This window comes from Brevundimonas sp. DW-iso22, from assembly GCF_058725425.1.
The window spans coordinates 462,754-487,388 of the sequence record NZ_JBZXEB010000003.1 but is presented as its reverse complement, the minus strand read 5'-3'; the positions used below and the strand labels follow the sequence as shown (position 1 = coordinate 487,388).

Here is a 24,635-nt window from a genome sequence, read left to right as displayed (position 1 = left end):
CGGTCAAGCCGAACCGAAGGACCGCGCCCCTGTTTCGAGAGGGCGCGGCGGTCCGGTCAGTCCATCAGCTGCTGGGCCAGATAGACATAGTGGCGGGCCCAGCGGCGGGCGTTGGCGACGGGGTCGGCGTCGTTGGAGTGGCCGCCTGCGGTATCTTCGAAATACAGGTGGCCATAGCCCATGTCGCCCAGACGCGCGGCCAGCTTGCGGGCGTGGCCGGGGTGGACGCGGTCGTCGCGGGTGTTGGTGGTGATGTAGACGCGCGGATAGTTCGCCCCCTCGCGCAGGTTCTGATAGCCGGAGTAGGCGGCGATCCAGGCGGCCTCTTCCGGAATGCGCGGATCGCCATATTCGCCGATCCAGGAGGCCCCGGCAGGCAGTTCGTGATAGCGCAGCATGTCGACCAGAGGGCTTTCGATCACCGCCGCATTGATCAGCTCGGGGTGCTGGGTCAGGGTCACCGAGGTCAGGACCCCGCCGTTGGAGCGGCCATAGATGCCCAGGCGACGCGCCGTGGTGATGCCACGCGTTTCCAGATCCCGGGCGACGGCCGCGAAGTCGTCGAACGACCGTTGGCGGTTCTCGTTCAGGGCCGCCTGGTGCCAGGCCGGGCCGAACTCGCCGCCGCCGCGGATATTGGCCTGGACGAAGACGCCGCCGTTTTCGAGCCACAGCTTGCCCATCTCGGGTTTGTAGGCGGGCGGGAAGCTGACCTGGAAACCACCATAGCCGAACAGGATCGTCGGGGCCGGGCCGGACTGGTCGCGCGGGCGGGTGACGAAATAAGGGATCTTCACGCCGTCTGCCGAGGTGGCCTCGAACTGTTCGGTAATGTGGGTCGAGGCGTCGAACTTGGCGGGGGCGGCGCGCAGTTGGGACAGGCTGGCAGCGGGAACGTCGGCCAGGCTGAGCGTTGGGGGCGTCAGAAAGCCCTGGGTCGAGACGAATACTTCGCTGCGCGACTTGGAACTGTCGCCCAAGCCCACGGCACTGTTGGCCGGCACAGCGAAATCGGAGACGACCCAGTCGCGGCGACTTCCCGTCGAAGCAGCTTCAAGACGAAGCAGTCGGCCCACAACATTGTCGTTCAAGCTCACCAGTAACGCGCCATCGAGGACCCGAACGTCATTCACAGCCTGCCTGTCGCCAGGTTGATAAGCGAGATGCGAGGGAGTGCTGATGACAATCTGGCCGGGAGGAGCATCCCGCTCCAGTGACCAGAGATTCGCTGCGAATAGCGTGCCAGCTTTGCCTTCCCTTGACGGCCAGTCTTCGTCGATCGTGAAAACCAGATCGTCCCCCATCGACCCATGAATGGTCACTCGCTCGGGTAGTTTCAACTGGACTGCGCGACCGTTCACCCAACGCCATGTCTCTGACCGGAAGGTGTCGAGCGGGCGGCTGAACAGGACGGCTTCGACCGCTCCATCCTTGTTGCGATAGACGGCGGGGCTGACGCCATAGCCGCCGTCCGACTGTTCGCCGCGGTAGACTTCGGTAGCCTGGGCCAGGGTCTGGCCGCGCGAGAGCGACTTCACGATGTAAGGATAACCTGACTCGGTCAGGGTGCCGTCGCCGAAGTCGGTGGCGACCAGAAGCGTGTCCCGGTCCAGCCAGCTGATGCGGTGTTTGCCCTCTGGGAGGATGAAACCACCGTCGACGAAGGCCTTGGTGGTGGTGTCGAACTCGCGCACCAAGACGGCGTCCTTGCCGCCGTCGGACAGGCTGATGAGGCAGCGGGTCTCATCAGGGGCCAGACAGTTGGAGCCCTTCCACACCCAGTCGCGGCCCTCGGCGCGGGACAGGGCGTCCAGGTCGATCAGGGTTTCCCACGGGGTGTCTGCGGAGCGGTAGCCGTCCAGGGTCGTGCGCCGCCAGATGCCCTTGGGATTGGTCGCGTCCTGCCAGTAGTTGCCGATGCCGTCGCCGAGGAAGGACGGGGCCGGAATACGGTCGGTGGCGGTCAGGATGGCCTCGGCCTGCTGGCGGAAGGGCTCGTAGCGGGGGTCGCCGGTCAGGGTGGCGAGCGCCCGTTCGTTCGACGCGCGGACGAAGGCCATGGCTTCGCTGCCGTCTACCTGTTCCAGCGCCAGATGCTCGTCGGCGGCGCGGACCCCGGCGGGGGACAGGTCGGCGGGCATGTGCGGGGGTGGTGTTTGCGCGTGGGCAACGCTGGCGATCACGGCGAAGGCCACGCCGGTCATGAGGTGTCTGATCACGATATTCTACTCCGCTCATCCCGGCGAAAGCCGGGACCCAGATCTTTGGACGACGGGTGTTACCGATCGCCCGCTGAAAATGATCCCACCCGCCAGTGCCAGGACGAAAGCACTGGGTCCCGGCTTTCGCCGGGATGAGCGGACAGTTTTGAACCTACTCTTCCGCCGGCGTGTCCATCAGGCGGCGGGACAGATAGGTGTATTCCAGCGCGAGACGCCGCGCCGTCTCGCGCAGGTTGGCCGCGGCGCCGTGACCGCCGTCGACGTTTTCATAGAACAGGACCGGATAGCCCAGCTCCTCCAGACGGGCCGCGGCCTTGCGCGCGTGGCCGGGGTGGACGCGGTCGTCCTTGGTCGAGGTGTGGATGAAGACTTCCGGATAGGGCTGGCCGGCGGCGAGGCGCTGATAGGGCGAATACTGCTCGATCCAGGCGCGCTCTGCGGGCACGTCCGGGTTGCCATATTCCGCGATCCAGCTGGCCCCGGCCAGCAGCTTGTGGAAGCGCAGCATGTCGAACAGGGGCACCTGGATGACGGCGGCGTTGATCAGGTCCGGGCGCTGGGTGAGCATCGCCCCCATGAACAGCCCGCCCTGCGAGCCGCCCATAATGCCGAGGTGTGGCTGGGAGGTGATGTTGCGGGTGATCAGGTCCTGGGCGACGGCCTGGAAATCCTCGTGCGCGCGCTGGCGGTTTTGCTGCAGGGCCGCCTGGTGCCAGCGGGGGCCGAACTCGCCGCCGCCGCGGGTGTTGGCGATGACATAGACCCCGCCCCGCTCCAGCCACAGCTTGCCGACCGTGGCCGAATAACCGGGCAGCAGCGACGACTGGAAGCCGCCGTAGCCGTACAGAACCGTGGGGTTGGAGCCGTCCATGGCCATGTCGCCCTTATGGACGACGAAATAGGGGATCATCGTGCCGTCGGCGCTGCGCGCCTCGAACTGGTCCACCGTCATGCCGGTGGCGTCGAACTTGGCCGGCAGGGACTTGCTGACCACCGCCGTGCCGGTCGCTGCATCGGCCAGATACAGGCTGGACGGGTTCAGATAGCCGGTGACGCTGACGAAGATTTTGTCATCACGCTCCGAGGCCGAACCGACGCCGACCGAGACGTTCTGGGGCAGGTCCAGGCGGGTACGGTTCCATATCTGATCGGCGAGGTGATCGATTGGTACTGATGGCTCGTAGACATAGACTCCGCCGCGCACGTTTTCGTACAGGGCCACGACCAGACGGTTGCGGGTGGCGGTGATGCCCTCGATGGCCTCGCGCTCGGTCGGGCGGATGATCAGCTGGGCCGGTGTAGCCGGGTCGGCCAGCCAGCGCTGCAGGTCCCAGGCGATGACGTCGCCGGTCTTGAAGTCCTGACCCGAGGGGGCGGTCCAGTCCTGATCGGTGGTGACCACCAGCTGGCCCTGCACCAGGGCGTTGATGCTGGACTTGGCCGGCAGCTCCAGCCTGGTCGTCGTGCCGTCGGCGTTCAGGCGGTGGGTCTCGCCCTCATAGAAGCTGACGCCGCGATTGATCAGGGTGGCCTGGATGACGCCATCGGCATCGCGCAGGGCATAGCCCGAGACGGAGACGTCCGTCGGCTGGCCGGTGAAGACGGTCGTGGCCTGATCCATCGTCTGGCCGCGCTTCAGCACCTTGACGATCATCGGATAGCCCGAGGTGGTCAGGGAGCCAGGGCCGAAATCACGGCTGACCAGAAGGGTGTCGGCATCGATCCAGGAGGCCCCGCCCTTGGATTCCGGCAGGTTGAAGCCGCCGTCCACGAAGGTGCGGGTCGCGCGGTCGAACTCGCGGACCACGACAGCGTCCTTGCCGCCGTCGGACAGGTTCACGAGGCAGCGGGTCTCTTCGGGTGGCAGGCAGGATGAGCCCTTGTATACCCAGTTCTTGCCCTCGGCTGTGGCCAGGGCGTCGATGTCGAGGATGGTTTCCCACTGCGGCTCGGCGGTCTGGTAGCTGTCCAGGGTCGTGGTGCGCCAGATGCCGCGCACATGGGTGGCGTCCTGCCAGAAGTTGTCGACGGTGCCGTCGTGGTTGAAGCCGGGGGCCGGGATGCGGTCGCGCGACTGGACGATCTCCAGCGCCTGATCGTGCAGGGCCTGATAGCGGGGGTCGCCCTGAAGCGTGCCCAGCGAATCCTCATTGTGGGCGCGCACCCAGTCCATGGCGCGGTCGCCCTCGACCTCTTCCAGCCAGAGATAGGGGTCGGTCGCGTCGGAGGTGGCGAAGCCGCCGCTGGCGGTCGCGGTCGGTGCGGCGGGTGCTGGGGCAGTCACGTCGGAGCTTTGGGCCATGGCGGCGCTCGAAATAGCGGTGGAAGCGAGAAGGGCGGCGAGCGCGGCAGTGCGGATCATGTGACAGTCCCCTGAACGATAAGTCGGCACGATAAGTCGGCGGCGGCACCTTAACGACCGACCCCCGCGCGGCAAGGCGCGGCAAGCGGAGGTTACCGTTTTGTCATGAAGGCCGCTCAGCGCCCCTCGTCGGGAATGCACAGGATGTTGCCGCAGGCTTTGCAGTGGACGGCGTCGGGGTCATGGACCTGAAGCCCGCAGACATCGCAGGGATGGCGCACCTTGTGCGGACGCAGCAGGGTCTGGCCCAGACGCACGAACAGGGTCACCCCCGTCAGCATGATGACGATGGAGACGATCCGCCCCCAGTTGCCGGGCAGAAGAATGTCGCCATAGCCCGTGGTCGTCAGGCTGGTCACGGTGAAATACAGGGCGTCGATATAGCCGGTCATGCCCTCATAGGTGCCCACGAAGCTGGTGTAGACGAAGCCGGTGGCCACGAAGACGAAGGTCACCAGAGCCGTCAGGGCCTTGACCTGATCCTCGATGCGCGTGTCGTCATAGCGCCGTCCGACGGTGCGCCAGAAGAACTCCGAATTGACCAGGGTCCACAGCCGCAGCACCCGCAGGAAGCCAAGATTGAAAAGCCAGGCCGGGAACAGCAGGGTCGCCAGGATGAACAGGTCCATCCAGACAATGGGCTTTTTCAGCCAGTCGCGGATATTGGAATAGGCATAGGCGCGCGCCGCCAGATCGATCGTGAGGATCGCGGCGATCACATAGTCGATGACATAGAAGACCAGCCTGCCCTCGCTCTTCAGCAACGGGGCCGCGATGAAGAAGGCGACGATCAGCAGATCGACGATCAGCACGCTGAAGCGGAACCGTACAGCCGTGCGGGACGAGCCGTGATAAAGGGCCCGCAAACGGGCGCGCAGGCGCCAGCCTTCCGGCTTCGGCGTTTCAGTGTCGGGAGAGGCGCGGCTCGTCATGGCCAGCAACCTATGCACGGTCGCTGACGAACGCCATGATTTCTCCTATATGAGCACATGGTCACGATCCCCTTCGTCAAGATGAACGGTGCCGGCAACGACTTTGTCGTCGTCAATGCCCTGGAGACACCGTTCGCCCCGACGGAGGCGCAGGTGCGCGCGATCGCCGACCGGGAGACGGGCGAAGGCTGCGACCAGCTGATCGCGCTGGAGCCCAGCGATACGGCCGACGTCTTCATGCGGGTGTGGAATGCCGACGGCAGTCAGGTCGAGACCTGCGGCAATGCGCTGCGCTGTGTCGGCTGGCTGATGATGCAGTCGACGGGTCAGGACAGTGTGATGATCGACACCCTGGGCGGCCCGACCACCGCCTGGCGGGCCGAGGGTGAGAACCAGATCCGCGTCGACATGGGCCCGCCGCGACTGGACTGGACCCAGGTGCCGCTGGCCGAGGCGATGGACACCCGCAATATCGAGCTGCAGATCGGGCCGATCGACGATCCGGTGCTGCATACGCCGGGTGCCGTCTCGATGGGCAATCCGCACGTGGTCTTCTTCATGGACCATGCGCCGAACGACGGCTTTGTGCGCGGCTCGGGCTCGCTGATCGAGCATCACCCGCTGTTCCCCGAAGGGGTCAATGTCGGCTTTGCCCATGTGGTCGCACCGGACCGCATCCGGTTGAGAGTCTGGGAGCGCGGTGCGGGCCTGACCAGAGCGTGCGGTACGGGGGCCTGCGCGGCCCTGGTGGCGACAGCGCGGAGGCGGCTGACCGGCAGGCATGCAGCGGTCGAGGTCGATGGCGGCCTGCTGAACATCGACTGGGACGAAGCTTCGGACCACGTCTTCATGACCGGGCCGGTCGAGGTGGAGCGCACCGGCACTCTCTGAGCCTCTGATCTTCAGCCCCACGGCCCACGGCGGGCCTGCGAGGTCGTCGGCACGCTGGTGGTGGTGGATGTTCGGACGGGCGGTCGGCTGGCGGGCATGACCCTGGCCGTCGGGCGGGCGTGGTGACCGCTTTTCGCCACCAGTTCCATCAGGGCCTTGACGCGGTTGCCCGTCGCCGGATGGGTCGAGAACAGATTGTCGGCCCCGCGCCCCGCCAGGGGATTGATGATGAACAGCTGGCCCGAGGCCGGATTGCGTTCGGCGGTCGTATTGACGATGCCGCGGGCGTGGTTGTCGATCTTCTGCAAGGCATCGGCCAGGGCGTGAGGGTCGCCCGCGATCTCGGCCCCGACGCGGTCGGCCTCGTATTCGCGCGAGCGGCTGATGGCCATCTGGACCAGGCCGGCGGCCATGGGGGCCAGGATCATCAGGGCCAGGGTGCCGATGAGGCCGCCGGGCCGCTCGCGGTCGTCCCCGCCGCCGAAGAACAGCGCGAAATTCGCCAGGGCCGCAATGGCCCCCGCCAGGGTCGCAGTCACCGTCATGGTCAGGGTGTCGCGGTTCTTCACATGAGCCAGTTCGTGCGCCATCACGCCCCGAATCTCGTCGCGGGTCAGCCGGTCCAGCAGGCCTGTGGTGGCGCAGACGGCGGCGTGGGCGGGATTGCGACCGGTGGCAAAGGCATTGGGCTGGTCATTGGGTATGATGGCGATCATCGGACGGGGCAGGCCCGCATCCCGCGCCATCTGGACCACATCGGCGACATAGGTGCGGACCACGGCATTGGGGTGTTGTTCGTCCACCGGCTGGGCGCGGTACATCTTCAGCACGATCTTGTCGGCGTTCCAGTAGCTGATCAGGTTCATGCCGCCGGCAAACACCAAGGCGATGATCATGCCGGTCGCGCCGCCGATCAGATAGCCGAGGCCGCCGAAAAGCGCGGTCAGGACGGCCAGCAGGATAAAGGTCTTCAGATGGTTCATAAGGTCACGTCATGGGCACTGCGGATGCAGTCCGCTAAGGTGCGAGCATGAACGCCCTGTCTCAAGAGCCCGCGCTGTGACCGATCACCCCACCCCTGTGCTGCCGGAAGAGGTCGCGAACGACGATCAGGCGGCCCCCGTCTTCAACGCCGATGTGCCCCACGCCGCACCGGATCGCCCCCTGAGCGCGATTGCGCGGCAGGCCCTGCTGGAAGCGGCGGATCGTCGCGCGGCCGATGCGGAACGCCATCTGGCGACGGAACACGGTGGGCCGACCGGACCCGAGCCCACCCGCTATGGCGACTGGGAGAAGAAGGGTCTGGCGATCGACTTTTGAGGCGACCTGTGAACGGGAAAGGTTAAATTCAACGCCTCTGGGGGAAACCATAACTCCAGCTTCCCCCGCCGGGTGCAAGCGCGAGAATCGTCTGGCGACCCCGTCTAGGACAGGCTCCTGAGTTGGAGCCTGTGCGATGCGAAACCTTACTGTGGCGGCCGGTGCCGCTGTCCTGATGCTGATGGCGGCGACGCCCGTTCTGGCCGGTGGCCCGCGCGGTGGCGGTGGACATCCCGGTGGTGGCGGCGGCTGCAACAGCTGCGGCGGCGGCCATCCGGGCGGCGGGCACTACGGCGGTGGCGGGCATCCCGGTCGCCCGACCGGCAACTTCAACTACAACGTCAATGTGAATGCCAATGCGAACGCCAATGCGAACGCGAATGCCAATTCCAACAGCTTCAGCAGCGCGCGCGGCTATCTGAACGCCCGCAGCTATGACGTGCGCAGCGTGCGCGGCGGCACCAACTATGGCGGCACCAGCATCGGTGGCGGCGGCGGCTATTCCGAAGGCGGCTACGGCGGTTATTTCGGCGGGCCGGTCTATGCCGAAGAGCCCTATCGCGGCTCGACCTGCCGCACCGGCCCCTATGGCTATGTTCTGGGCGGTTTCGGCCGTCGGCCCCAGCCCGGTTCGACCACCTGCTCGGGCGGATACGGCTATGAGCAGCGCGGCGGCCGCTATGGCTACAGCGAGAGCCGTTACGAGGAGCGCTATGAAGAGCGCTCGTCCGGCAGTCACTATGTCGAGCGTCCCCGCTACCGCGAGGAATACCGCGAGGACTATCGCCATCATTACCAGCCCGCGCCGGTCTATATCGAACAGCCCCCGGTCTATGTGCAGTCGCCGCCGGTCTATGTTCAGGGCCCACCCGTCCACGTCCAGGCCCCACCGGTCTATGTCCAGCCCGCCCAGGTCTATGTGGAGCCATCGCAGGTCTACGTCGAACCTTCGCAGGTCCACGTCGCGCCGTCGGACGTCTATGTGGCCGCGCCAGAGGTGCATGTGCCCCAGCCGCAGGTCCACCTGGCCCAGCCGCAGGTCCATATGGAGGCCCCGCGCGTCCATATGGAGCGTGAGGTTCGCATCCAGCAGCCCGATGTCTACGTCCGCCAGTCGGATGTTCAGGTCCAGCAGCCCGACGTCTATATCGAACGCCACCAGTATGAGGCACCGCTGACGCCGAACCAGTATTATGGTCTGCAGGGCGAGGTGGCTCCGCCGCCCCCTCCTCCGCCCCCGCCGCCTCCGGTGCGCCACAACTATCGCCAGGAGCCCGGCGAGCGCGGCTAGAACCGCAGACGATCAGGAACAGGCCGGGGTGCAGCGCATCCCGGCCTTTTTCATGCGTGGATCAGCGCATCAGGCCGTCAATAGATTCGACGATGGCCGACGCCGCCAGCAGGGGATTGTCCGCGCCCACGATGGGCCGGGCCACGACCAGATGAGTGGCACCCGCGGTCAACGCTTCGGCCGGGGTGGCCACGCGCTGCTGATCACCCTTATCGGCTCCGACGGGACGCACGCCGGGGGTGACGATCAGGAAGTCGGGACTTCCGGCCTCGATGGCGATCTCGCGCACACGGGCCGCCTCCAGCGGGCTGGAAACCACGCCGTCGACGCCGCAGTCCAGCGCCTGACGCACGCGGCGCTCGACCAGGGCGGTCGCGTCGAAACCATAGCCGATCTCGGTCAGGTCGGCGTCGGACAGGCTGGTCATGACGGTGACGGCAAGAATCTTGGTCGATGACCCACCCGCGTCGCGGCCCTTGACGGCGCCGCGCATGACCTGGGGCTCGGCATGAACGGTCAGCAGGTCGCAGCCACCCTCGGCCACCGCACGGGCCGCGCCTTCGACCTGGGCGCCGATGTCGTGCAGCTTCCAGTCCTGAAACACCGTCTTGCCCTGGTCGCGCAGTTCATGGGCAAGGGCCACCCCGCCGGGACGGGCCAGCAGGGTCAGGCCGATCTTGTAGGCGCTGATGGTGCCGCCCAGGGTCCGGACCATGGCCCGCGCCGCCTCGATGGAGGGCAAATCCAGGCCGACGATCAGTCTGTCGTCTGTCAGAAGGCGAGAGGTCATCGACGGGCTCCGGTTGACCGGCTATGGCTGACGGGCGCAAGCGCGCGCGTCGGTCGGGGACCGGCGAGGGGATCAACGTATTAGGGCGAGGCCAGCACATGGACGCGGTCGATCTGGGCGTCAACCTGTTCGTGACGCTGTTCGCGCTTCTGGACCCGATCGGCAATCTGCCGATCTTCGCGGCGGCGACTGCGGGGGCATCGCTGCGCCAGCGGGTCTCGGTCTCGGGCCTGATCTGCATCTTTGCGGCGGTCTTCCTCGGGTTCTTCTTCTTTACCGGCCTGTGGCTGCTGCAGTTCTTCGGCATCTCGTTGGCGGCGTTCCGGATCGCAGGCGGCATCCTGTTGCTGTTCCTGGGGCTGGACATGGCGCGGGACGACTTTCTGGCGTCCTTCGTCGACAAGGATGCAGCCAGCGACCTGGCCGATGTGCGCGGCTATGCCAAGCGCCGGTTCCAGCGGCTGGTGGTGCCCTTCGCCATTCCGCTGATGATCGGGCCGGGGGCCATCTCGGCCATCATCATCCAGGCGGGCGAGGCCCAGAAGATCGGGCCGGCTGGGGCCGCCGCCTCGCTGATCGCCATTGCGGCGGCGGCGGGCGTGTCCTTCCTGTGCTTCTGCCTGACCGGACCGATCAGCCGTGTGCTGGGCGAGGTCGGACTGGCCATCATCGTACGGGTGCTGGGCCTGATCCTGTGTGCGCTGGCGATCCAGTTCATCCTAATGGGTCTGGGCGAGGCCCTGCCGGGGATGTTCAGCTCGCTGGTGACCACGCCCTATCCGTCCGGCGGGCACTGAGCCGTCAGGGGTTGAGCGACTTCGTCTGTCCGAACGGGATCAGCTTCACCTCTTCGGGCAGGCCCTCGGGAGACATTGTCCGCTCCGCGCCTCCGGCCCTGATGACCTCCAGTATGCGCGTGATGGTTTCACCGTCGGGATCGTGACCCTCGCCCACAATCACGAAGGAGGCCCCCGTCCGACCCGCGGCACCGGCAAGCCTGTGCAGGGCGTAGCCGTGATCTACCGGAACAACATCGTCGGCCGTGCCGTGGATCAGAAAGTAGGGCACCGTCAGCTGACCGACGGCGTCCTGATTTCGGTAGGCATTGGGCACGATGGCGCGAACCAGACCTGACGTCATGTCCCTCAGTCGCGTGAACGTGCCGATAGTGATTACCGCATCTGGCGCATTGCGCTGGGCCAGGGACAAGCCGACGCCGCCGCCCAGGCTGTGACCGACGATCCAAAGCGGCCCCTGACCGGCCCTGTTCCGCGCCAGGGCCATGAAGGCGTCGGCATCGGCCGCCAGTCCGGCCTCGCTGGGACGACCGGGGTTGGTGCTGTAGCCTCGATAATCCGCCGCCACGACGCCGTATCCGACTGCGATGGCGCTGCGAAAGCGGCGGATGGTATCGGTCGCCGTCGATCCGTTTCCGTGCAGGACCAGAAGGGTCGGCATGCCGTCTCGCGCTGCCACCTCCAGACCGTTGAGGGTCAAACCGTCACGCGTCGTCACGGAGACCAGACCAGTGCCTTCAGGCGAACCCTCCAGGCTGAGCGGTTGGCGCGGTGCAGGATAGATTCGATCGCTGACCGGGTCGGCACAGGCGGTGCCGACTAGGGGCACGGCCAGAACGAAGCAAAGAATGGCGACGAACGGTGCACGCATTCAGCAGGTCTCCTGATCCAGGGCGGACACCACAACGGATTGAAACCCTGCGCAAGACCTCAGAGACGCTTCAGCCGTTTGGCATGCCCGCCGACCATGCTCAGCGCCAGGGCGTCCGGCAGGTGTTTGGCCAGCTCCGCCATGACGTTGTTCATGACGCCCGGCGTGACCTTGGGCCGATTGGCCTCGCAGGCCGCATAGCCGACCTCGGCCACATGCTTTGCCGTCTGCCACATCCAGGCGGGATAGGCGGAGGAGACCTCGGCCCGGGTGCCGTTGACGTCGTGGAATTCCGTCCAGGTGTAGCCGGGGCACAGGGCTGTGACGTGGACGCCGGTTCCGGCCAGTTCCAGATGCAGGCCCTGCGACGCCTTGATCAGGAAGCTCTTGATCGGACCGTACAGGGTGTCGCCGCCGGTCGCAGGCATCTGGCCGGCCAGGGAGGCGACGTTGAGGATACGGCCATAGCCGCGCTCGACCATGGCTGGCGCGAACAGCCGGGCCAGGGCGACAGGCGCGGTCAGCATGACGCGGATCATGGCGGCATGGTCCGCAGGATCGGTGTTCAGAAAGCCCGCCGTGCGTGAGAAGCCGGCATTATTGATCAGGCCGTCGACGATCAATCCGCGCTCGGCGACCGCGCCGAGCAGTCGGCGGGGTGCCTCGGCATCGGCCAGGTCCTCCACCAGAATGGTCGAGGCCGCGCCCGAACGGGTCAGTTCCTGGGCCAGTTCATTCAGTGGCCCCTCGCGCCGGGCCGTCAGGATCAGGTCCCAGCCCTTTTCGGCGTAGACCCGTGCCAGGGCCGCGCCGATCCCGGCGGACGCGCCGGTGATCAGGACCACAGGGCGTCGCGCGGAGGGCAGGCTCATCTAACGGTCAGGCCGCGACGGGGCAGGAGGAATGCGGCGCATAGGCCGCCAGTGACGGCGGGTTCTCGGCCAGCAGGTCGGCGATGGTGATCTTGGACAGGGCGTGGCCCGCAGCCTCGTCGGCGGCGGTCAGGGCCTTGGCGACCTGGCGCGGGATATGCTCGCTGATCGGGCAGCCCTTGGCCCCGGCAGGCGGCGAACCGAGGTGGGCACAGCCGTTCACGGCGCGCAGGACGGTATCCATCGAGATATCTTCAGGTCGGTGCAGCAGCCAGGCCCCGCCGGACGCTCCGGGCCGCGTCGCGATCAGACCCGCCTTGGCCAGCAGGGCCGTCACACGCCGCACCACAACCGGATTGGTCGGCACCGAGGCAGCCAGCACGGCACTGGGCGCAGCTTCGCCCGGCCCATACGCGCCCTTGTGAGCGAGATAGGCCAGGGTGTGGGCGGCGACCGGGAATCGTTGACTGTCTGACATGGCGTGAAACACAAGATAGTCACGACGGGCGGGTTTCACAAACGGGCCGGAACCTTCGCAGGTGCAGCACGATTGAACGGCCGGTGGAAAGGGCCTAAAGGCTCGCCGCTCTTGCAATGGGAACCGCATCCTGCGGCGTCCCGGAGGATACTCATGGCCGGGACTTCTTCCCGTGGGTGACGACAGCGCGCCGAAAGACGCCATTCCGCCCGCCACCCCCACCGACAAACATCCCCTGCCTGCGCATCCGCACCCTGCGGCGGCGGGCGAGGGCGGCCATGTGAAGGCCGGCAAGATGGGCCTGATCATCGGGGCCATCGGCGTCGTGTTCGGCGATATCGGTACCAGCCCGCTGTATGCGATGCGCGAGGCGCTGCATCACTCCAAGAGTGGTGGCACGGCCGAGCTGGCCATCCTGGGTGTCGTCTCCCTGGTCTTCTGGGCCCTGATCCTTGTCGTGACCCTTAAGTATGTGTTCTTCCTCATGAGGGCGGACAACAAGGGCGAAGGCGGCACCCTGGCCTTGATGGCCCTGGCCCAGCACGCCATTGGCCGCCGCTCCGGCCTGATCTTCATCCTGGGTGTGTGCGGCGCGGCGCTGTTCTATGGCGACGGCGTGATCACCCCGGCCATCTCGGTCGTCTCTGCGGTCGAAGGGTTGCGCGACGCGCCGGGCATCGGCCCGGGCTTCGCCCCCTATGTCGTGCCCATCGCCGCAGGCATACTGATCGCCCTGTTCATGATCCAGTCGCGCGGCACGGCCAGTGTGGCGCGGTATTTCGGGCCCCTGACGGCCCTGTGGTTCCTGATCCTGGCGGGGCTGGGCGTCTATCACATCTTCGATGACCCCTCGATCATCCGGGCCCTGCTGCCGCACTATGGTGTGCTGTTCCTGCTCGATAACGGCTTTCTGGGCTTCGTCATCCTAGGCAGCGTCTTCCTGGCCGTGACCGGCGCCGAGGCCCTGTATGCGGACATGGGCCATTTCGGCAAATCGCCCATCCGCCTGGGCTGGCTGTGGGTGGTTCTGCCCTGTCTGACGCTGAACTATCTGGGCCAGGGCGCCCTGGTGCTGGACAATCGCGCGGCAGCGGAAAATCCGTTCTGGATGATGGTGCCGGAAGTGGCCTACTGGCCGGTGCTGATCATGGCCACGATCGCCACCGTCATCGCCTCCCAGGCCGTGATCACGGGTGCCTTCTCGGTGACCCAGCAGGCGGTCCAGCTGGGCCTGCTGCCCCGCATCGACATCCGCAACACCTCCGAAAGCCAGGCAGGACAGATCTTCGTGCCGGCGATCAACACCATGCTGATGGTCGGCGTCCTGGCCCTGCTGGTGACTTTCCAGACCTCGACCAACCTGGCTGCGGGCTATGGGATCGCGGTGACGGGCTCGATGTTCGTGGACAGCCTTCTGGCCTGGTTCATCGTGCGCAAGCTGTGGAAATGGAGCCTGCCGCTGTCGCTGCTGGTCATCAGTCCGCTGGTCGCGCTGGACCTGGTGTTCCTGACGTCGAACATGCTGAAGATCCCGCAAGGGGCGTGGTTCCCTCTGGTGCTGGGTGCCGGGCTTCTGCTGCTGATGTGGACCTGGGTGCGCGGGACGCAGATCCTGACCAACAAGACGCGCAAGGACAGCCTGCCACTGGTCGATCTGATCGAGATGCTGAAGGCGCGTCCCCCGCATCGGGCACCGGGTACGGCTATCTTCCTGACCAGCGATCCGGACGTCGCGCCTGTGGCCCTGATGCACAATCTCAAGCACAACAAGGTGCTGCACGAGAAGAACGTCATCCTGACAGTACGCACCACCGACCGCCCGCGCGTCAGCGAGGCCGACCGCGTCCGCATCGAGCCCATTTCCGAGGACTTCAAGAAGCTGACCATCTCCTACGGCTTCATGGAGCGGCCCAATGTGCCCAAGGCGCTGGGCCTGTGCCGCAAGCAGGGGCTGAAATTCGACATCATGTCGACCAGCTTCTTCTTGGGACGACGCTCGGTCATTGCCACGGCGACGCGCGGCATGCCGCTGTGGCAGGACAAGCTGTTCATCTTCCTGACCCGTAACGCGGCCAATCCGACCGACTTCTTCCACATCCCGCCGGGCCGCGTGGTCGAGCTGGGCGCACAGGTTTCCGTATGAGCGACACTACCGGACGCAGTTCCTCGGCGCGGGGCCGCCGCATGGCCGACAAGGCCCGCGCCGGTAGCCGCCCGCCCCGTGCCCCGCGCGTGGAAGAACGCGATGAGGCCGCCGACATCGGGGTGGAAGCCCGCGTCGCCGCCGGCATCCTGCTGAACGCGGCGCTGGAAGGCCGCGCCGGCATGGATGCGGCCCAGGCGTTCCGCGAGGTGTCGTCCCTGCCCGCCCCCGACCGCGCCTTCGCGCGCGCCGTCGCCATGGCGGCGCTGCGGCGACTGGGCGAGATCGACCAGATCCTAGATCGCAAGCTGCAGAAGAGCCCGCCGCTGGCCGTGCGCACCATCCTGAGGGTCGCCCTGGCCCAGACCCTGGTGCTGGAGACCCCCGCGTTTGCGGCCGTTTCCACCGCGGTCAAACTGGCCGAGCGGGACACCAAGACCCGGCCCTACAAGAACCTGGTCAATGCCGTGCTGCGCGGCATCGACCGCGAAGGTCCCGGCCTGACCACGGCAGAATCCAACCTGCCCGAATGGCTGATCGCCCGCTGGCGCGCCGCCTATGGCGAGGCGACCGTCGCCGGCCTGGCCCTGGCCGCGCGCGAGGAACCGGCGACGGATCTGAGCCTGAAGCCCGGCCTGGACGAGGCGGCCCTGGCCGAGGCGCTGGAGGGGGAAATCCTTCCCGGCGGGACGATCCGCACCGGGCGTCGCGGCGATCTGGCGACCTGGCCCGGCTTCGAGGATGGCGTCTGGTGGGTGCAGGATGCCGCCGCCGCCGTGCCCGTGCGCCTGCTGGCTCCCCAAGCCGGAGAACAGGTCGTCGACTTCTGTGCCGCGCCCGGCGGCAAGACCTTGCAGATCGCGGCCAGTGGGGCCTCGGTCGTGGCCCTGGACCGATCGGCCCAGCGGCTGAAGCGGCTGCATGAGAACCTGGCCCGCACGGAGCTGAAGGCCGAAGTCGTCGCGGTGCCCGCCGAAGATTGGGAAGACGACCGTACCTTCGACGCTGTCCTGCTGGATGCACCCTGCACCGCCACCGGCACCTTCCGCCGCAATCCCGAGGTCCTGCGCGCCACCAAGCCCGCCGACGTCGCCAAGCTGGCCGACGTCCAGCATCGGCTGCTGGATGCCGCCGCCGAACGGGTCAAGCCGGGCGGACGTCTGGTCTATTGCGTCTGTTCGCTGGAACGCGAAGAGGGCGAGACCCAGATCATCGCCTTCCTGCGCCGGAACCCGGCCTTCCGCACCACGCCGGCCGTGCCTGCCAACATCGGCGCGCCAGAGGAAGCCCTGACCCCCGAAGGCTGGCTGCGCGTCCTGCCGTCCATGTGGGCGGAAAAGGGCGGGCTGGACGGTTTCTTCATCGCCCGGCTGGAGCGGATCGCCTAGCGGCTACGCCCGCCAGAATCCAACGATCTTCTTGACCTCATCCACCACCGGATCAGCGATCGCCGAAGCGCGTTCGGCTCCGTCTTTCAGAACCCGATCGATCTCGGCGGGGTCGGCCATCAGGCGGCGCATTTCGGCGGTGACGGGAGCCATGGCCTCGACGGCCCGTTCGGCCAAGGCGGGCTTGAAGGCTCCGAAGCCCTGACCGGCGTACCGGGCCAGCACCTGCTCGCGGGTCAGGTCCGACAGGGCCGCATAGATGGTCACCAGGTTCTTCGCCTCGGGCCGTTCGTTCAGCCCCTCCAGCGAGTCCGGCAGGACGTCGGCATCGGAGCGAGCCTTGCGGATCTTGGCCACGATGGTGTCGGCGTCGTCGGTCAGATTGATGCGCGACTGGTCCGAGGGGTCGGACTTGCTCATCTTGGCCGAGCCGTCGCGCAGGCTCATCACGCGCGGCGCGGGTCCTTGCGTCAGGGGTTCGGGCAGGGGGAAGAAGCCGGGCACGCCGAAGTCATTGTTGAACTTGGCAGCGATGTCGCGGGTCAGTTCCAGATGCTGTTTCTGGTCCTCGCCGGTCGGCACCTCTGTAGCCTTGTACAGCAGGATGTCGGCGGCCTGGAGCACCGGGTAGGTGTAGAGACCGACCGAGGAGCGCTCCTTGTGCTTGCCTGACTTCTCCTTGAACTGCGTCATCCGGTCCAGCCAGCCCAGGCGGGCGACGCAGTTGAACACCCAGGCGAGGTCGGCATGGGCACGCACGGCGGACTGGGGGAAGATGATCGAGCGAGCGGGATCGAGGCCGCTGGCCAGATAGGCGGCGGCGATCTCCCGCGTCTGGTCCGCCAGCTTGGCGGGGTCTTGCCAGACGGTGATGGCGTGCATGTCGGCCACGAACAGGAAGCAGGGCGCGCCCTGATCCTGGAGCTCGGTGAACCGCTTCAGAGCCCCCAGATAGTTGCCCAGATGCAGGGCACCGGAGGCCTGGATGCCGGACAGGATGCGGCGCGGGCCTTCAAAGGCGGGCACGTTCTGGGGCGCGGACTGAGGCGCGGTCGGGGTTACGGTATCGGTCATGACGGTGGTCCGGGTACGAAAAGGCGGCAAACAGGGTGTGATCAGGCGCAGGCGTCGTTCAGCCGCGCCATCGTCCGTCGGTCATCTGGTGTCCGTGCATCGTCATGGACTCGCGCTTATCGCCTCGCCACCGGTCAGTCCAGACCGGAGGAGACGGACGCGCCCGGTTCGCGGCGCAGCACCGCCTTCAACTCCGCCGGGGTGACCGCGCGGAAGACGAACAGGCAGACGGCATAAAGAGCCATGCCGGCCCCGCAGACCACCAGAACCGCGATCTCCTTGGCCAGGAATATCCGGCTCAGGGCCTCGTAGCCGATGCCGGCGGCGACCAGGGCGGCGGCCATGACCGCGCTGGCCAGCAACACCCTGGCGATGCGCGACACGAAGGCGGGCGACGGTCGCCAGGCGTTCTCGCGCACCAGGGTCCCCGCCAGCAGGGCGACATTGATCCAGGCCGACAGGCTGGTGGCGATGGCCAGTCCCAGGACGCCGTCGATCCCCTGGCTGGACAGCCAGAAAAACAGGCCCGAACCGACCACGATGGTGAAGATCACGGCCGAGACGGCATAGATCATGGGGCGACGGGTATCCTCGCGCGCGAAGAAGGGCGGGGTCAGGACCTTAGCCAGGACGAAGGCAGGCACACCCCAGGCGAACTGGCGCAGGACATCGGCCGTGCGGGCCGCATCGGCGCTGGTGAAGGCCCCGCGCGTCACGGTGGCGTCGATGATGAAGAAGGGAATGACGAACAGGGCCACGGCGGCCGGCAAGGTGAAGGCCATGGCCAGGGTGATGCCGTCATCCAGCGTCTTGCGTCCGCCCTCATGATCTCCGGCGACGAAGGCCCGGGTCAGGCGCGGCACCAGGGCCAGGCCGATGGCGACGCCGATCAGGCCCAGAGGCAGCTGATACAGACGATCCGCATTGTAGATCACAGAGCGCGCGCCTTCGTCCGAACCGGCCAGAACCTGGCTGACCAGGGAGTTGACCTGCATGGCCCCACCGGCCAGCGCGCCGGGCACGGCCAGGGCCAGGGCCCGCTTTACATTGGGGGTCAGGCGCGGCCAGGACAGGCGCAGCGTCACGCCCAGCCGCCGGACGCCCCACCACAGCAGGCCCGCCTGGATCAGGCCGGACACCGTCACCGCCGCCGTCACCCACAGCAGGACGGTCGGCTGGCTGGCCGGAAGGACATAGGCCAGCAAAAGCGGGGCCAGGGTGCACAGGTTGAGAAAGATCGGCACAGCCGCCGACAGGGCGAACCGGCCCGCCGTGTTCAGCACGCCCGACAGGAGCGAGGCCACGGTCATGCAGGCCAGATAGGGCATGGCGAGTTGGGTCGCGGTCACGGCCACGCGCAGCACGGCCTCGTCGCCCTGATAGGCAGACAGCAGCCAGGGCATGATCCACGGCATCAGGACCTGCAAAAGGATGCAGAAGGCCGCGACCACGGCCAGCATGAAGGACATGGCCTCGGACGCCGTCACGGCCGCCGCTTCGTCGCCCTCGCGGGCGCGCACCCCGCCATAGACCGGCACGAAGGCCTGGGCGAAGGCCCCTTCGGCAAACAGCCGCCGGAACATGTTCGGCAGCATCAGCGCCGTGGTGAAGGCGTCCATCATCGGCCCCTGGCCAAAGCGGGCCGACAGGGCCAGGTCGCGCGCAAAGCCCAGGATGCGGCTGCCCAGGGTCAGGGAGGCCTGGACAAGGGTGTTGCGGGCTAGGCTCATGACGGGGGCTCGAAAACGCGGACCTGCCGATTAGCCCGCTTCCGGGCGCGGCGATACCGGTCTTTGCCGACGACGCGGTCCGAAATCGGAGACGTCACGCAGTGAGGCGCGCACGGCGGTGGCAGCACGGCCCGAGCCTGCGTCGCGGCGATCCAGCACCGCCTCCAGATCGCGGCGCAACCGCTCCAGTGCGCGCCCCGCTTTCGGCGTCTGCCCCTTGCCGTCCGTGACGTAGAAGGCGTCCACCGCCCGCTCGCCGAAGCCGGCGATATGGGCCGAGCGAATGGACAGGCGATGGTCGGCCAGGGTGCGGGCCAGATCGGCCAGCAGGCCGGGGCGATCGGCCCCGGAGACCTCCACCACCGCGGCGCCGGGCGTCTCCTCCAGATCGATGATCACGGTCGGACGCACGTCGAAGGCGGCGCGGCGCGGGTTGGGCGCGGGCGTCGGCAGGCTGGTGGCACCACCCTTGCCAAGCGCCGCCGCTTCCAGCGCTGCAATCAGGCGGGTCAGACGACGCGGCTCGGCCTGGCCATAGGGCGCTCCGGCCCCGTCCTGAAGCTCGAATACATCCAGGGCCGTGCCGTCGGGGGCGGTGGCGACGCGCGCGCCGACGACGTCCGCCCCCGCCTCGGCCAGGGCCCGGGCCAGATCCGCGAAAAGGCCGGAGCGGTCAGTCGCGGCGATGGCAACCCGCGTCGCAGCCCGATCCGTCTCGGCCGCGGGTGCGGTCATCAGGGCCTCGGCGGCGGCACCCCTGGCACCGGCGCGGGCGATCAGTTCGGCGTGGTCGTCCAGCGGCTCCACACGGCTGAGATCCTCTCCCCGGAACACGGCCTCGGCACGCTTGAACAAGGCACGCATAAGCTGGCCCTTCCACTCGTTCCAGACGCCGGGCCCGACGGCGCGAATGTCGGCCACGGTCAACACCAGCAGGGTGCGCAACCGCTCCGGATCGCCGACCAGATCGGCAAAGGCCCGCACCGTCGCGGGGTCCGAGACGTCGCGCTTCTGGGCATAGTCGCTGAGCGCCAGATGGTTGAGGACCAGCCAGACCACGAACTCGGTCCGGCGCGGATCGAGGCCCAGACGGTCGCAGGCCCGGCGCGCGGCGATGGCTCCGTCTTCCAGCTGACCCCGGTCGCCACCCTTGCCCACATCATGCAGCAGCATGGCCAGCATCAAGGCCTCAAAATCGTCGATGCGGTGGACGATCTCGGTCGCGGTCGGGTGGTCCGCCTTCAGCTTGCCGCGCCAGATGTCGTTGATGATGCCGATGGCCTGAAGCGTGTGCTCGTCGACCGTATAGGCATGGTACATGTTGAACTGGGTCTGGCCGACGATCCGGCCCCATTCCGGCAGGAACCGGCCCAGCAGCCCCGTCTCGTTCATCAGGGTCAGGACGCGGTAAGGCCTCTGCCCCTGCGCCAGGATGTCGAGGAAGGCCCGCGTCGCCTCCGGGTCCCGTCGCAGCGACGGCGTCACCAGCGAGAGGGATCGCGTCACCGCCGAAAAGGCATCGGGGTGCAGGTCCAGATCGTGCTGGTCCGCCACCCGGAACAGATAGAGCAGCTTCTCCGGGGCCTGGGCAAAGACATCCGCCCCCGTGACCGACAGCCGCCCGGCCTCCTCCACAAAGCCCTCGACGCCGAGGTTGCGGCGACGCCCCGGGATCAGGCGCGACAGGCTCATCGTTCGTTTCTGGTGCCGGGCTTCCAGCTTGGCGGACATGGCGCGGGTCAGGGCCCCCACATCGCGCGCATTCAGGAAATAGCGGCGCATGAACCGCTCGACCGCCGGTTCGTCGCCCCGCCCGTGCCAGCCCATGCGCCGGGCGACCTCGGGCTGAAGGTCGAAGGTCAGCTTCTCCTCGGCCCGGCCCGCGACCCGGTGCAGATGCGCCCGCGTGCGCCACAGGAAGTCGAACGCCTCCTCGAAGGTGCGTCTCTCCCGTGCCGTCAGCAGGTCGTCGAGCACGCGCGCGCCCAGCGGGCTTTCGGGGGCCAGGGCGCGGGCAATCCAGAACAGGGTGTTCAGGTCGCGCAGGCCGCCCTTGCCGTCCTTGACGTTGGGCTCGACGCGATAGCGGACGGCGCCGGTCTTCTGGTGGCGGACGTCGCGCTCCTCCAGCTTGGCGGCGATGAAGGCGCGGGGGTCGGCCCTGGCGACCAGGGCCTGGAATTTCTGCTCGAACTCCTGCGCCAAGGCGGCATCACCGGCCAGATAGCGCGCCTCCAGAAGGGTGGTGCGGATGGTCATGTCGCTCCTGGCCAGCGACAGGCCCTCATCGATCGACCGCGCCGACTGACCCACCTTCAAGCCCAGATCCCACAGGATATGGAGCATGAACTCGATGACCTGTTCGGTGCGCGGGCTGGATTTCCACGGCCGCAGGAACAGCAGGTCGAGGTCCGAATACGGGGCCAGGACGCCCCGCCCATAGCCGCCGACCGCGATCAGGCTCAGTCGCTCGGCCGCAGTCGGATTGTGCGCGGGATAGAGCGTCTCGGTCGTCACCCGCCACAGCGCGATCAGCAGCTCGTCGGCGGCGCTGCAATACAGCCGGGCCACCTCGACCCCCTCGCCGCCCGCTTCCAGACGGCGTCCCGCGCGAGCACGCGCGGCCTCCCAGGTTTCGCGCAGGACGGCGGCGACAGCGGTCGGCCCATCCGCAGCGGCGGCCGCCTCGAGCAGTCGCGCGTCGAGGGGCTCGGTCACCGGCCCGCCAGACCCTTCAACCGATACAGGGCCTCCAGTGCCTCGCGGGGCGACAGCTCGTCCGGCTCGATCCCCTTCAGCGCGTCCTCGACGATGGAGGGGGGCGGCGGGGCGGGCGGCTCGGCGACGGCAAACAGCGGCAGGTCGGACAGATTGCCGACGGCCGCCTTTTCGCCCTCCAGCCGGTCCAGCACCTCACGCGCACGACTGACCACGGCGTTAGGCACACCGGCCAGTCGAGCAACCTGCACGCCATATGAGCGGTCGGCGGCCCCGGGCGCGGCCTCGTGCAGGAAGACCAGTTCCCCGTTCCACTCCCGTGCCTTCATGGACAGGTTGCAGACATGGGCCAGCCGCGTCTCCAGCCCGGCCAGCTCGTGATAATGGGTGGCGAACAGTGTCCGGGCTTGGTTGCGGTCGTGTAGGGCTTCGGCGACGGCCCAGGCGATGGCGAGGCCGTCATAGGTGGCGGTGCCGCGCCCGATCTCGTCCAGCACCACGAAGCTGCGTTCCGTCGCCTGGGTCAGGATGGCGGCGGTCTCGACCATCTCCATCATGAAGGTGGAACGGCCCCGCGCCAGGTCGTCACCCGCCCCGACCCGGCTGAACAGCCGATCGACCACACCCAGACGCATGGCGCGCGCGGGCACGAAGGCCCCAGCCTGGGCCAGCACGACCAGCAGGGCATTCTGGCGCAGGAAAGTCGATTTACCCGCCATATTGGGCCCGGTGACGATGCTTAGACGGGCGCAGGCACTGCCCGAACCATCCAGTCGGCAATCGTTGGGAGTGTAAGGTTCTCCTGACTTCTTGACTGCCGCTTCGACCACCGGGTGGCGACCGGCGGTGACTTCGAAACAGGTGGTGTCGTCCACAGTGGGCCGGACCGCGCCCACTTCTTCCGCCCACTCGGACAGGGCGGCATGGGCATCCAGCTCGGCCAGGGCCTCGGCGACGTCCTGAAGCGGTAGGGCGAGCGCCTGCACCGTGCGCCGCCAGCCCTCGAAGGTCTCGCCCTCGATGGCCAAGGCACGGTGGCCGGCCTGGCTGATCTTCGCATCAAGTTCCGACAGTTCGACGGTGGTGAACCGCACCTGATTGGCCAGGGTCTGGCGATGGATGAAAGGGCTGGCTTCGGAGGGACGCAGCAGCGGTTCGGCCGCCTTGGCGCTGGTCTCAAGAAAATAGCCCAGAACGGCATTGTGCTTGATCTTGAAGGGCACGCCGCTGTCGGCGACGGCCTTGGCTTCCAGATCGGCGACGACGCGGCGGCTGTCGTCGCGCAGGGTGCGGGCCGCCTCCAGTTCCGGGCGATAGCCGGGCGCCACGAAGCCGCCGTCGCGGGCCAGGTGCGGCGGCTCGGCGACCAGACCCTCCGCCAGATCGATCTGCAACCGGGCCAGGTCAGGCGACAGGCTGAGCCGGTCTAGACAGGCGGCGATACGGGCGGGTGCGCCGGTCAGGGCATTGCGCTCGGGCGGAAACAGGCCCGCGAGCCGTTCGGCGGTGGACAGCGCCGTGCGCACGGCAGCCAGATCGCGCGGCCCGCCCCGCCCCAGCACCAGCCGCGAGGTCGCCCGCGCCACATCGGCGGAGGCGCGCAGGGTGTCCCGCAGATCGCGCCGCAGATCGCGCCGCTCCAGCAGCCATTCGACCGCATCCAGGCCATGGTTGATGGCCACGGGATCGCGCAGCGGCCGGGCGATCCGCTCGGCCAGGGCACGCGCGCCGCCGGATGTTACCGTGCGGTCGATACAGGCCAGCAGCGACCCCTCGCGCTCGCCGCGCTGGGTCCTGTCGATCTCCAGGCTCTGGCGGGTGGCCGGGTCGATGGCCAGAAAGCCGGTTTCGCCCGAGCGGCGCGGCGGCGTCAGGGCCGGAATCCGGCCCGCCTGGGTCGTCTCCAGATAGGCGGCGATCAGGCCCAGGGCAGACACCTCCGCCTCTTCAAACGCGCCGAACCCGTCCAGCGAGGCGACGCCGTACAGCCGCTCGATCCGCACCCGCGCCCCGACGGGCTCGGCCAGGGCCTGGGGCAGGGCCTGCACCACCCCGCCCGATCCGTTCAACGCATCCTTGGTGGCTTCGTCCGAAAACAGGCGGTCGGGCACCAGCACTTCGGACGGCCGGAACGAGGCCAGGGTCGCGCCCAGATCCTCCAGCGCACAGGCGACGGCATCGACTGTGCCAGCCGACAGCTCGACCACCGCCACAGCCGCCCGGCCCTTGCGCACCGCCACGGCCGCCAGCCGGTTGGCCCCGCGTGCGTCCAGCAGACTGTCCTCGGTCAGGGTGCCGGGCGTCACCACCCGCACGATGTCGCGGTGGACCACGGCCTTGGAGCCGCGTTTGCGGGCCTCCGACGGCGCCTCCATCTGTTCGCAGATGGCCGCCTTGAACCCCTGACGGATCAGGCGCGCCAGATAGCCGTCCAGCGCATGGACCGGCACCCCGGCCATGGGAATGTCCTCGCCCTGATGCTTGCCCCGCTTGGTCAGGGTGATGCCCAGCGCCGCGGAGGCGATCTCCGCATCCTTGAAGAACAGCTCGTAGAAGTCGCCCATGCGGAAGAAGACGATGGCATCCGGCTGGCTGGCCTTGGCCGCCAAGAATTGCGCCATGACTGGCGTTGTCCCTTCCCCCGCATTGGGGACGGAGGGCGCGGGATCGGCTTTCGGCGGATGAATGAGCGGAGCGTTCATGGGAGCGCCACAGGGTGGCGGATTGTGCGGATCGCCTCAAGCGTCTTGCGTGGC

General features: G+C 67.7%; 18 protein-coding genes. 6 read left to right on the top strand and 12 right to left on the bottom strand.

Annotated features, from left to right (window positions below; genetic code table 11):
* Positions 1-56 precede the first annotated feature (56 nt).
* From AC4PRM_RS05940 to AC4PRM_RS05930, 3 genes are all read right to left on the bottom strand, one after another.
* Positions 57-2,204 (bottom strand): prolyl oligopeptidase family serine peptidase, encoded by a 2,148-nt coding sequence (locus AC4PRM_RS05940; RefSeq protein WP_492039199.1) that lies wholly within the window; start codon positions 2,202-2,204, stop codon positions 57-59.
* Positions 2,205-2,373: 169 nt separating this feature from the next.
* The gene (locus AC4PRM_RS05935; protein WP_492039141.1) at positions 2,374-4,584 is read right to left on the bottom strand and encodes a prolyl oligopeptidase family serine peptidase; all 2,211 of its coding nucleotides are present in this window, start codon (positions 4,582-4,584) and stop codon (positions 2,374-2,376) included.
* Positions 4,585-4,700: 116 nt separating this feature from the next.
* Positions 4,701-5,516 carry a potassium channel family protein gene (locus AC4PRM_RS05930; protein ID WP_373256528.1) on the bottom strand — a complete coding sequence of 272 codons (816 nt, stop codon included), beginning with the start codon at positions 5,514-5,516 and terminating at the stop codon, positions 4,701-4,703.
* 57 nt (positions 5,517-5,573) lie between these two features.
* Here AC4PRM_RS05930 and dapF point away from each other — a divergent pair, with 57 nt between their 5' ends.
* Positions 5,574-6,407, top strand: coding sequence for a diaminopimelate epimerase (gene dapF / locus AC4PRM_RS05925; protein WP_492039140.1), 834 nt, complete (start codon positions 5,574-5,576; stop codon positions 6,405-6,407).
* A gap of 11 nt (positions 6,408-6,418) precedes the next feature.
* Here dapF and htpX read toward each other — a convergent pair whose 3' ends face one another.
* The gene (htpX, locus tag AC4PRM_RS05920) at positions 6,419-7,390 is read right to left on the bottom strand and encodes a zinc metalloprotease HtpX (protein ID WP_492039139.1); all 972 of its coding nucleotides are present in this window, start codon (positions 7,388-7,390) and stop codon (positions 6,419-6,421) included.
* A gap of 76 nt (positions 7,391-7,466) precedes the next feature.
* Here htpX and AC4PRM_RS05915 point away from each other — a divergent pair, with 76 nt between their 5' ends.
* Both AC4PRM_RS05915 and AC4PRM_RS05910 read left to right on the top strand, forming a co-directional pair.
* A complete protein-coding gene (locus AC4PRM_RS05915; RefSeq protein ID WP_492039138.1) occupies positions 7,467-7,727 on the top strand; it encodes a DUF1674 domain-containing protein in 261 nt (86 codons plus the stop codon).
* A gap of 136 nt (positions 7,728-7,863) precedes the next feature.
* Positions 7,864-9,018: a hypothetical protein gene (locus AC4PRM_RS05910; protein ID WP_492039137.1), complete on the top strand. Its 1,155-nt coding sequence runs from the start codon at positions 7,864-7,866 to the stop codon at positions 9,016-9,018.
* 61 nt (positions 9,019-9,079) lie between these two features.
* Here the strand turns inward: AC4PRM_RS05910 and pyrF are convergent, their stop codons facing one another.
* Positions 9,080-9,808, bottom strand: coding sequence for an orotidine-5'-phosphate decarboxylase (gene pyrF / locus AC4PRM_RS05905; RefSeq protein WP_492039136.1), 729 nt, complete (start codon positions 9,806-9,808; stop codon positions 9,080-9,082).
* Positions 9,809-9,906: 98 nt separating this feature from the next.
* On the opposite strand from pyrF, the gene AC4PRM_RS05900 reads away from it, so the two are divergent.
* Positions 9,907-10,605 (top strand): MarC family protein, encoded by a 699-nt coding sequence (locus AC4PRM_RS05900; RefSeq protein ID WP_492039135.1) that lies wholly within the window; start codon positions 9,907-9,909, stop codon positions 10,603-10,605.
* 4 nt (positions 10,606-10,609) lie between these two features.
* Here the strand turns inward: AC4PRM_RS05900 and AC4PRM_RS05895 are convergent, their stop codons facing one another.
* The 3 genes from AC4PRM_RS05895 to AC4PRM_RS05885 are packed head-to-tail and all read right to left on the bottom strand — an operon-like array spanning position 10,610 to position 12,826.
* On the bottom strand, positions 10,610-11,476 hold the full coding sequence (locus tag AC4PRM_RS05895; RefSeq protein WP_492039134.1) for an alpha/beta hydrolase: 867 nt from the start codon (positions 11,474-11,476) through the stop codon (positions 10,610-10,612).
* A 59-nt stretch (positions 11,477-11,535) separates the two neighbouring features.
* Entirely contained in the window at positions 11,536-12,348 is an 813-nt protein-coding gene (locus AC4PRM_RS05890) for an SDR family NAD(P)-dependent oxidoreductase (protein ID WP_492039133.1), read from the bottom strand.
* 7 nt (positions 12,349-12,355) lie between these two features.
* Complete coding sequence (locus tag AC4PRM_RS05885) at positions 12,356-12,826, bottom strand: Rrf2 family transcriptional regulator (protein ID WP_292175454.1); 471 nt, start codon at positions 12,824-12,826, stop codon at positions 12,356-12,358.
* 172 nt (positions 12,827-12,998) lie between these two features.
* Between AC4PRM_RS05885 and AC4PRM_RS05880 the strand changes: the two genes are divergently transcribed.
* Together AC4PRM_RS05880 and AC4PRM_RS05875 are read left to right on the top strand one after the other, a co-directional pair.
* Entirely contained in the window at positions 12,999-14,969 is a 1,971-nt protein-coding gene (locus AC4PRM_RS05880) for a potassium transporter Kup (protein ID WP_492039132.1), read from the top strand.
* Positions 14,966-16,357: an RsmB/NOP family class I SAM-dependent RNA methyltransferase gene (locus tag AC4PRM_RS05875; protein WP_492039131.1), complete on the top strand. Its 1,392-nt coding sequence runs from the start codon at positions 14,966-14,968 to the stop codon at positions 16,355-16,357. Before AC4PRM_RS05880 ends, AC4PRM_RS05875 begins: the two co-directional genes overlap by 4 nt.
* A gap of 3 nt (positions 16,358-16,360) precedes the next feature.
* Here AC4PRM_RS05875 and trpS read toward each other — a convergent pair whose 3' ends face one another.
* From trpS to mutS, 4 genes are all read right to left on the bottom strand, one after another.
* Positions 16,361-17,431 (bottom strand): tryptophan--tRNA ligase, encoded by a 1,071-nt coding sequence (trpS, locus tag AC4PRM_RS05870; protein WP_492039130.1) that lies wholly within the window; start codon positions 17,429-17,431, stop codon positions 16,361-16,363.
* A 134-nt stretch (positions 17,432-17,565) separates the two neighbouring features.
* Positions 17,566-19,161 carry a murein biosynthesis integral membrane protein MurJ gene (gene murJ, locus AC4PRM_RS05865; protein WP_492039129.1) on the bottom strand — a complete coding sequence of 532 codons (1,596 nt, stop codon included), beginning with the start codon at positions 19,159-19,161 and terminating at the stop codon, positions 17,566-17,568.
* Positions 19,162-19,191: 30 nt separating this feature from the next.
* Positions 19,192-21,879: a [protein-PII] uridylyltransferase gene (glnD, locus tag AC4PRM_RS05860; RefSeq protein ID WP_492039128.1), complete on the bottom strand. Its 2,688-nt coding sequence runs from the start codon at positions 21,877-21,879 to the stop codon at positions 19,192-19,194.
* Positions 21,876-24,581 carry a DNA mismatch repair protein MutS gene (gene mutS / locus AC4PRM_RS05855; RefSeq protein WP_492039127.1) on the bottom strand — a complete coding sequence of 902 codons (2,706 nt, stop codon included), beginning with the start codon at positions 24,579-24,581 and terminating at the stop codon, positions 21,876-21,878. Before mutS ends, glnD begins: the two co-directional genes overlap by 4 nt.
* Positions 24,582-24,635 lie beyond the last annotated feature (54 nt).

Excerpts from the sequence above, each read along its gene's own strand:
- AC4PRM_RS05940 (WP_492039199.1), bottom strand. The coding sequence starts at position 2,204 with ATGACCGGCGTGGCCTTCGCCGTGATCGCCAGCGTTGCCCACGCGCAA.
- AC4PRM_RS05935 (WP_492039141.1), bottom strand. The coding sequence starts at position 4,584 with ATGATCCGCACTGCCGCGCTCGCCGCCCTTCTCGCTTCCACCGCTATT.
- AC4PRM_RS05930 (WP_373256528.1), bottom strand. The coding sequence starts at position 5,516 with ATGACGAGCCGCGCCTCTCCCGACACTGAAACGCCGAAGCCGGAAGGC.
- dapF (WP_492039140.1), top strand. The coding sequence starts at position 5,574 with ATGGTCACGATCCCCTTCGTCAAGATGAACGGTGCCGGCAACGACTTT.
- htpX (WP_492039139.1), bottom strand. The coding sequence starts at position 7,390 with ATGAACCATCTGAAGACCTTTATCCTGCTGGCCGTCCTGACCGCGCTT.
- AC4PRM_RS05910 (WP_492039137.1), top strand. The coding sequence starts at position 7,864 with ATGCGAAACCTTACTGTGGCGGCCGGTGCCGCTGTCCTGATGCTGATG.
- pyrF (WP_492039136.1), bottom strand. The coding sequence starts at position 9,808 with ATGACCTCTCGCCTTCTGACAGACGACAGACTGATCGTCGGCCTGGAT.
- AC4PRM_RS05900 (WP_492039135.1), top strand. The coding sequence starts at position 9,907 with ATGGACGCGGTCGATCTGGGCGTCAACCTGTTCGTGACGCTGTTCGCG.
- AC4PRM_RS05895 (WP_492039134.1), bottom strand. The coding sequence starts at position 11,476 with ATGCGTGCACCGTTCGTCGCCATTCTTTGCTTCGTTCTGGCCGTGCCC.
- AC4PRM_RS05890 (WP_492039133.1), bottom strand. The coding sequence starts at position 12,348 with ATGAGCCTGCCCTCCGCGCGACGCCCTGTGGTCCTGATCACCGGCGCG.
- AC4PRM_RS05885 (WP_292175454.1), bottom strand. The coding sequence starts at position 12,826 with ATGTCAGACAGTCAACGATTCCCGGTCGCCGCCCACACCCTGGCCTAT.
- AC4PRM_RS05875 (WP_492039131.1), top strand. The coding sequence starts at position 14,966 with ATGAGCGACACTACCGGACGCAGTTCCTCGGCGCGGGGCCGCCGCATG.
- trpS (WP_492039130.1), bottom strand. The coding sequence starts at position 17,431 with ATGACCGATACCGTAACCCCGACCGCGCCTCAGTCCGCGCCCCAGAAC.
- murJ (WP_492039129.1), bottom strand. The coding sequence starts at position 19,161 with ATGAGCCTAGCCCGCAACACCCTTGTCCAGGCCTCCCTGACCCTGGGC.
- mutS (WP_492039127.1), bottom strand. The coding sequence starts at position 24,581 with ATGAACGCTCCGCTCATTCATCCGCCGAAAGCCGATCCCGCGCCCTCC.